The sequence below is a fragment of the Streptomyces glaucescens genome, from assembly GCF_002154375.1.
Taxonomy (GTDB): Bacteria; Actinomycetota; Actinomycetes; order Streptomycetales; family Streptomycetaceae; genus Streptomyces; species Streptomyces glaucescens.
The window spans coordinates 1-7,674 of sequence record NZ_MUND01000120.1; the positions used below are offsets into that span (position 1 = coordinate 1).

At 74.7% G+C, this 7,674-nt stretch carries 7 protein-coding genes; 1 reads left to right on the forward strand and 6 read right to left on the reverse strand.

The features are described from left to right. From egtC to egtA, 3 genes are all read right to left on the reverse strand, one after another. Positions 1-627: ergothioneine biosynthesis protein EgtC (egtC, locus tag CCN42_RS08720; protein ID WP_086734313.1), on the reverse strand; the 627-nt coding region annotated here is incomplete at its 3' end. Further along, positions 627-1,961 carry an ergothioneine biosynthesis protein EgtB gene (egtB, locus tag CCN42_RS08725; protein ID WP_086734314.1) on the reverse strand — a complete coding sequence of 445 codons (1,335 nt, stop codon included), beginning with the start codon at positions 1,959-1,961 and terminating at the stop codon, positions 627-629. The genes egtB and egtC, both read right to left, overlap by 1 nt. Then, entirely contained in the window at positions 1,961-3,295 is a 1,335-nt protein-coding gene (gene egtA / locus CCN42_RS08730) for an ergothioneine biosynthesis glutamate--cysteine ligase EgtA (RefSeq protein WP_086734316.1), read from the reverse strand. Before egtA ends, egtB begins: the two co-directional genes overlap by 1 nt. A 301-nt stretch (positions 3,296-3,596) precedes the next feature. Here egtA and CCN42_RS08740 point away from each other — a divergent pair, with 301 nt between their 5' ends. Further along, positions 3,597-4,454, forward strand: a complete 858-nt coding sequence (locus CCN42_RS08740) for a TIGR02452 family protein (RefSeq protein ID WP_086734320.1) — start codon at positions 3,597-3,599, stop codon at positions 4,452-4,454. Here CCN42_RS08740 and CCN42_RS08745 read toward each other — a convergent pair. The 3 genes from CCN42_RS08745 to CCN42_RS08755 form a co-directional block, all read right to left on the reverse strand. Next, positions 4,423-5,469, reverse strand: coding sequence for a glycoside hydrolase family 5 protein (locus CCN42_RS08745; RefSeq protein ID WP_086734322.1), 1,047 nt, complete (start codon positions 5,467-5,469; stop codon positions 4,423-4,425). The two genes, CCN42_RS08740 and CCN42_RS08745, sit on opposite strands and share 32 nt — an antisense overlap. Positions 5,470-5,618: 149 nt before the next feature. After that, positions 5,619-6,065 carry a type II toxin-antitoxin system PemK/MazF family toxin gene (locus CCN42_RS08750; protein WP_086734324.1) on the reverse strand — a complete coding sequence of 149 codons (447 nt, stop codon included), beginning with the start codon at positions 6,063-6,065 and terminating at the stop codon, positions 5,619-5,621. Positions 6,066-6,154: 89 nt separating this feature from the next. Continuing rightward, positions 6,155-7,579: an amidase gene (locus tag CCN42_RS08755; protein ID WP_086734326.1), complete on the reverse strand. Its 1,425-nt coding sequence runs from the start codon at positions 7,577-7,579 to the stop codon at positions 6,155-6,157. Positions 7,580-7,674 lie beyond the last annotated feature (95 nt).

The window sequence follows — 7,674 nt, forward strand, 5'->3', positions numbered from 1 at the left end:
GCCCGGCCGGGCCAGGTACCACAGGGTGTCGCCCCAGGTGGTGGCGGTGACGGACGTGCCGTCGGTGAGCAGCAGGTTGAGCCGGGAGCCGGGAGCCGCCGCGGCGACCTCCGGAACCGTGTCGGCGAGCGCCCGGCCCGGGTCGTCCCCGGCCCGCAGCCGGGCCAGGACCAGCGCCCAGACCAGCGCCGAGTCGTTGCGGGCCTCCAGGGACAGCAGCTCCTCGGGCGGCAGACCACGGGAGAGCGCGGCGAGGGAGCCGGGCCAGCCCTTCACCGCCCCGTTGTGGCTGAACAGCCACCGGTCCGCGGCGTACGGCGCCGCCGCGGCCTCGGCGTCCGCGCCCGCCAGGGTGGCGTCGCGGACGGCGGCGAGCAGGGCCCGGGTGCGCACGACCCGGGCCAGGTCGGCGAACGACAGATCGGCCCAGATGGGCCCGGCGCGCCGGTAGCGGGCCGGTGCCGGGTCGCCGTCGGCGTACCAGCCCACGCCGAAGCCGTCGGCGTTGACCGTCCCGTACCGCTGGTGCCGCGGCGCCCACGACTGCCGGTACAGCGCGTGCGGCGGCGCCACCAGCAGCGCGCCGAGCGGCTCGGCGGGCCCCACGTAGGCGAGGTGACGGCACATCAGACGTCCTGCGAGCGGGCCGTGCGGAAGCCGGAGAAGATCTGCCGCCGGATCGGATAGTCCCAGTTGCGGAAGGTGCCCCGGCAGGCCACCGGATCCACGGCGAACGAGCCGCCGCGCAGCACCTTGTGGTCGGAGCCGAAGAACACCTCCGAGTACTCCTTGTACGGGAACGCCCGGAACCCCGGGTACGGCAGGAAGTCGCTCGCCGTCCACTCCCACACGTCACCGATCAACTGCCGTACGCCCAGCGGCGACTCGCCGGCCGGATAGCTCCCGGCGGGCGCCGGGCGCAGATGCCGCTGGCCCAGGTTGGCGTGCTCGGGGCCCGGGTCGGCGTCGCCCCACGGATAGCGCATCGAGCCGCCGGTCGCGGGGTCGTACCGGGCCGCCTTCTCCCACTCGGCCTCCGTGGGCAGCCGCCGGCCGGCCCAGCGGGCGTACGCGTCCGCCTCGTACCAGCACACGTGCAGCACCGGCTCGTCCGGCGGCACCGCCTCCGTCACCCCGAACCGGCGGCGCAGCCACTGCCCGCCGTCCCGGCGCCAGAACAGCGGGGCGGTGATGGAGTGGCGGCGGATGTGCGCCCAGCCCTCGGCCGTCCACCAGCGCGGGTCGTCGTAGCCGCCGTCCTCGATGAACGCCAGGTAGGCGCCGTTGGTGACGGGAGTGGTGTCGATGAAGAAGGGCGGTATCTCCCGCTGGTGCGCGGGCCGTTCGTTGTCCAGCGCCCATGGCTCGGTGGAGGTGCCCATGGTGAACGGGCCGCCGGGGACGAGGACTTCGGACGGTCCGGTGAACAGGGCCACCGGCATGGGGTCCGGGGCGGTGAGCGCCTGCGGGCCCTTGCGCAGCTGATGGGTGATCAGCATCGTCTCGTCGTGCTGCTGTTCGTGCTGCGCGACCATTCCGAAGGCGAACCCCGCCTCCGTCAGCCGGGTGCCCTGGAAGGCGGCGCCCTCCAGCACGTCCAGCACCCGGCGGCGCACCTGCGCGGCGTAGGCGCGGGCCTCGGCGGGCGGCAGCAGCGGCAGCGACGGCCGTTCCGCGCGGGGATGCTCGAAGGCGTCGTACAGCGTGTCGATCTCCGGCCGGATCGCCTCCTGCCCGGCGACCGCCCGCAGCAGCCACAGCTCCTCCTGGTTGCCGATGTGCGCCAGGTCCCAGACCAGCGGGGACATCAACGGCGAGTGCTGGGCGGTCAGATCGGGCTCGTCGACACAGGTGGTCAGCAGCGTCGTGCGGTCGCGGGCGGTGGTCAGCGAGGCCAGGGCCCGCTCGCGGAACGCCTCCGGATCGATGTCCGAGGCCGTCTCCGGGGTGGTGTCGGTCATCAGCGCAGGTCCTTCCCGTGCGGCAGGGGCAGCTCGTCGGCCGGGCGCGGCCCGGACCCGGAGCGGTCCGTCCCGAGCAGCCGGTCCAGCAGGTCGTCGGCGGGACAGCGGCCCCGCACCACATAGCGATCGAGGTACGCCGCGACGGCGTCCGTCACCTCGGACGTGGCGCCGAGCCGGGGCAGCGCCTCCAGCGCCGCCGTGAAGCACATCGCGGCCGCCTCGCGCAGCTCCGGGTCGGCCAGCCCGTGGCGGGCCGCGTCGAACCACAGCGGATTGTGCGGCGCGGGTCTCCCGAGGGAGCGCTCGACCAGCGGCTTCACCGTGCGATACGCGGTCTCGGCGGCCTCCGGGTCGTCGAAGAGCGCCGTCGTCACGGCCACCGGCACGATCCAGCCGTCGTCGCCGGGCTGCGCGTCGATCATCCGCAGCTCCAGATGGCCCCGCGGCCTGACCGGTGGGAACAGCGTGGTCAGGTGGTAGTCGAGATCGTCCGGGGTCGGCGGCCGGGGGGCACCCGACCGGGTCCACTCGCGGAAGGTCAGCCCGTCGGGCACGTCCCAGGGGCCGTCCTCGCGCCGGACGCACATCACCGGCGCGTCCAGCACCCGACGGGCCCAGGCGCCGCGCGGATCGGTGTCCAGCACCGGCGCGCCCGCCCGTCCGGCACCGATCTCCGCCCATCGCAGCTGGCGGGTGGACGCCCAGCCGGTGGGCCGGTGCCCGGCCATCGGGGAGTTGGCGAACGCGGCCACCAGCACCGCGCCCAGCTGGTGGGCCAGCCACCAGCGCCGCACATGCCCGAGCGGACCGGGCTCCTCGTATCCGGCGTCCAGGCAGACCTGTACGGAGGCCGAAGCGCACATCATGGCGCGGCCGGCCGGCCCGGTGCGGTCCAGGGAGGCCTCCATCGCGTCGTAGCGCGGCTGACGCAGGAACCGGCGGGGCGTGTGCCACGGGTCGTGGCCGATGCCGGCGAGGCCGAGGCCCCGCTCGCGCAGGGCCGCGCGGACGGCGTCCAGGTCGGCGGAGACGGTGCGCACGCACTCCATCAGGGAGGCGGCGGGCGGCGAGCTCAGCTCCAGCTGGCCGCCGGGTTCCACGGTGAGCGCGGACGCCAGGGGTGTGGCGCGCGCGGCGGCGAAGGCGGCTTCGAGCCGTTCGGACGTGAGGGGGAGCTGGGGCTGCCGCAGCTCGTGGACCAGCCACTCCAGCTCGACACCGACGGTGCGTGGCGGCCCGGTCTTGAAACAGATGCCGCGGATCAGCCCTTCCACCTCCGCCTCGGTGACGGCGGCGCGGGCCTGCGTACAGTCGCTTGCCGCATCGGACATATCGGGGTCCCTTCTGAGGTTCCTCCTGCCGCCGGTCCGGGGCCCTGGGCGCCCGGGCCGGCACACCCGTCCCACCCAAGACGCTCGCGCCCGCTCGTACAAGGGGGCAAATCGGGATGTTCGGGATGGAGGTCGGGGCAATTTCGGGGACGGAGACCGGTGTTCCCCGGAGGGCTGCCCACCGTTTCCGGGGCCGGGAAACTCCGTTGCACCGCAGGACCAGGATCGCTCACGATGCGTTCATGAGCACGACGGGGGAGACCGCGCGGCGCGCGGCCACGGCGGCTACGGGGGTGGCGCCGTGAGCGCGCGCCTGCGTGGCATCGCCCGCGAGACGGAGCAGATCGTGGCGGCGGGGGCCTACCGGGCGCCGGACGGCCGGGAGGTGTACCTGGCGGACGTGGTCGAGGCGGCCCGGGCGGGCACCCGGATCCACGGCCCGGACTCGGTGCCGGCGCCGCCCGCGTCGGGCGCGGACACCCTGATCGAGGTCACCGGCGAGAGCAGCCTCCAGGCCGCCCGGCGTCTCGGCCCCGGGACCGCGGTCCTGGACTTCGCCTCGGCCCGCAACCCCGGCGGCGGTTACCTCAACGGCGCCCAGGCCCAGGAGGAGGCGCTGTGCCGCGCCTCCTCCCTGTACACCTGCCTGCTGCGGGCCCCGGAGTTCTACGACCACCACCGCACCCACCGCGACCCGTTCTACACGGACCGTGTCGTCCACGCGCCCGCCGTCCCCGTCTTCCGCGACGACCGCGGCCGGCTGCTCGACGAGCCGTTCACCGTCGGCTTCCTGGCCGCGGCGGCCCCGAACGCCGGAGTCGTCCGCCGCACCGTCCCGCACCGCGCCGCCGAACTGCCCGGCGCTCTCGCCACCCGCGCCGAGCGGGTCCTGGAGACGGCCGCCGCCCACGGTTACCGGCGCCTGGTGCTGGGCGCCTGGGGGTGCGGCGTCTTCCAGAACGACCCGGCCCGGGTGGCGGGCGCCTTCCACGGCCTCCTGGGCCCTGGCGGCCGGTTCGCGGACCGCTTCGAGCACGTGGTGTTCGCGGTCCTCGACCGCACCGCGGGCGCGGTCGTCCGTGAGGTGTTCGCCCGGACGTTCCCGGAGTCCCGGCGGGACGCGCCGCTCAGTCCGTCGGGAAGTCGTCCGGAGTCCTGATCCGGTCGCGGATCCCAATGCCGGCCGGCTTCAGGGAGGCCGTGCCCGCCCAGGGGCCGCCGCTGCCGCAGGTGCCGGGCTCGAAGACGGCGCCGGAGCGGTGGTCGTCGGAGTAGTTCCAGTTGACCCAGCTGATCTTCTTGCGGGCCATGAGGTCGAGGTACTGCTGGGCGCGGCCGAAGTCGTCCGGTCCGTCCCCGCTGGCCTCCTGGGTGCCGAACTCGGTGACGAAGACGGGGATCCGGTCGGAGGCCCGGTCGAGCGCGCTCAGGTACTCCTGGCCGTGCGAGGCGGCGTAGAAGTGGAACGTGTACATGATGTTGTCCGCCCTGACCGGGTTGTCGAGGACGTCCCTCTCGTCGCGGCCGTCCGAGACGCCGAGCGAGCTCCAGCCATGGGTGCCGACCAGGATCGGGGTGTCGGGATCGTGGGCGCGGATCGCGGGGATGAGCCGCTCGGCGTACGACTTGATCCGCGACCAGCCGACGCCGTTGGGCTCATTGGCGATGTCGTACAGCAGGTTGGTCCTGCCGCGGTGGCGCCGGGCGATCTCGGTGAAGAACGTCTCGGCGCGCTCCAGGTTGTGGTTCGGGTCGCCGGGGGTGAGCTGGTGCCAGTCGACGAGGGCGTACATGCCGCGGGCGGTGGCCATCTCGATGAGCCGGTGCACCCGGTCGGTGAACCCGCGCGGGTCGGTCTCGTAGCCGCCTTCCTGGACGTAGAGGGAGATCCGCAGGACGTCGGCGTTCCAGTCGTGGGCGAGCGCGTCCAGGGAGCCGTCGGTGAGGCACTGGCTGTACCACTGGAGGCCGTGGCTGCTCATCCCGCGCAGCTGGACGGGCTCGCCGTGCTGGTTGCAGAGCTTGACGCCGCACACCTTGAGGCGGCCGTTGACCGCGGCGGGGGTGTTGGCGGCGGCACCGGTCGCGGAGGCGCCCGCGGGGGGCGGGGTGAGGGAGAGGCCGAGGGCGCTGACCAGGGCGCAGGCGAGGAGGGTAGGGACGATTCTGCGCATGACATCCTCCGTGGGGGGTTCACCGTGGGGGCGATCGATGCCGCACAGGCTGTTAGGAAAGTTTCCTTACAGTCATGGGAAAGCTAGCGCCCTGACGAGACACGGTCAAGAGACTGGGGCGCGGCGCGACGGCCTTCGCCGCGCCACCGTCAGCTCCAGCCGTAGCGCTCCCGCAGCCGGTGCCGCACCAGGCCGAACCGCATCCGGTCCAGCGCGCAGGCCTCCCGCCGCATGCCCCGATCGTGCAGCCGCAGCACCCGGTCCACGTCCACCCACGAGTCCCGCCCCGACCGGTCCCACGGCCCGTGCCCGATCGGCACCCAGTCCCGCCGGCCGTCGTGCCGCTTGCTCGACAGCTGCACCGCGAGGAACGTCCCCGCCGCCTCCCGGGCCACCACCAGCACCGGACGGTCCTTGCCCCGCCCGTCGTTCTCCTCGAACGGCACCCACGTCCACACGATCTCCCCGGGATCGGGATCGCCGTCGCACGCGGGCGAGTACTCGGTGCGCACCCTGCCGACGGCGCGCGGATCGGCCTCGGTGGTCGCGAACGGGCCGCGACGGCCCGGGGTGGTGTCATCGGTCAGCGCTGTCACGGGGCCACGTTACGGCCTGTCCGGGAATTCCCGTGCGCCCCGCGACGCCTGGCCCCGGCGGGTCGCCCGGACGGCGAGCACCGCGTCCGTCACACCACCGGGGACCGCGTCACCGACCGCTGTGGCGGCCGCCGTTCGTGCCAGCGCAGCTCCGCCTCCAGCTGGGCGGCGAGCGACACCAGCAAGGGCTCGCTGTGCGCGGGGCCCAGCAGCTGCGCCCCGACGGGCAGCCCGCCGCGGACGAAACCGGCGGGCACGCCGACACCGGGCCAGCCCAGCACGTTCCACGGCCAGGCGTACGGGCACGCGGCGATGATCGCCCGGTCCGTGGCGAGCGGCCCCAGCCCGAGCAGGGCGCCGATCCGCGGCGGGGGAGTGGCCGTCGTCGGTGCCAGGACCACGTCGTACGACGTGAAGAACCGGCCGATACGGCGGTGCAGCACCGCCTCCGCCCGCCGCGCCGCCTTCAGCGGAGGCCCGCCGAGCATCCGCCCCAGCCGGGCTGCACTCCGGGTGCGCGGGTCGAGCAGGGCCGGATCGGGCGCCTCGCGCGCCCACTCGGCGATGCCCGCGGTGGCCCGGGGGACGAAGGTCAGCCCGATCTGCCCGTACGGCGGGTCCGCCTCCTCGACCGCATGGCCCAACGCGCTCAGCCTCTCCGCCAGTTCGGTGACCCGGGCACGGATCTCCGGGTCGAGCCGGACGGGCAGCGCGGTGAACGGCGGCCTGAGGGAGAGTGCGATGCGCAGCCGGCCGGGGTCGCGGCCGGCCGCCTCGGAGATCCGCAGCGCCGGCGGCCGGTGCGGGTCACGCGCGTGGTTGCCGCTCGCCGCGTCCAGCAGCAGGGCCGCGTCCGCGACCGTGCGGGCGAGCGGCCCGTTGACCGTGATGCCCTGGAAGGACTCGCCACGCGGCCAGGTCGAGATCCGCCCGCGCTGCGGCTTGATGCCGACCAGATGGGTCCAGGCGGCGGGGATGCGCACCGACCCGGCCCCGTCCGAGCCGAGCGCGGCCGGGACCAGCCCCGCGGCGACCGCCGCCGCGCTGCCGCCGGAGGAGCCGCCCGGCGTGTGCTCCGTGTGCCACGGGTTGCGGGTCGCGCCGAACGCGGGTCCCTCGGTGAACGGCCACTGCCCCAGCTCGCACGTGTTGGTCTTGCCGACGATCACCGCGCCGGCCGCCCGCAGCCGCCGTACCGCCTCGCTGTCCTCGGCGGCCGGCGGGAAGGGCCCCTGGCAGCCGAACGCGGTGGGCTCGCCCGCCACGTCCATGTCGTCCTTGACGGCGACGGGCACTCCGAGCAACGGCAGGCGCACCCCCGCGGCCAGGTCCCGGTCCGCCGCCTCGGCCTCGGCGAGCGCCGCCTCGGCCCGGACGATCCGGAAGGCGTTGAGGGACTGCCGGCTCGCCTCGATGCGGGCCAGCGCCTCGGCGACGAGCGTCCGGGACGTGACCTCCCCGGCGGCCAGTGCGTGAGCGGTCTCCACCAGACCTGCGGCAGGGGCGAACGTCATGCGGGGACACCTCCGGGAACGGTTGCCTACTGAACGGTAACCTCTTGTGGCCGCGCGCGGTGAACGGCCGCTCCCCACACAGGCGTTCCGCGCGC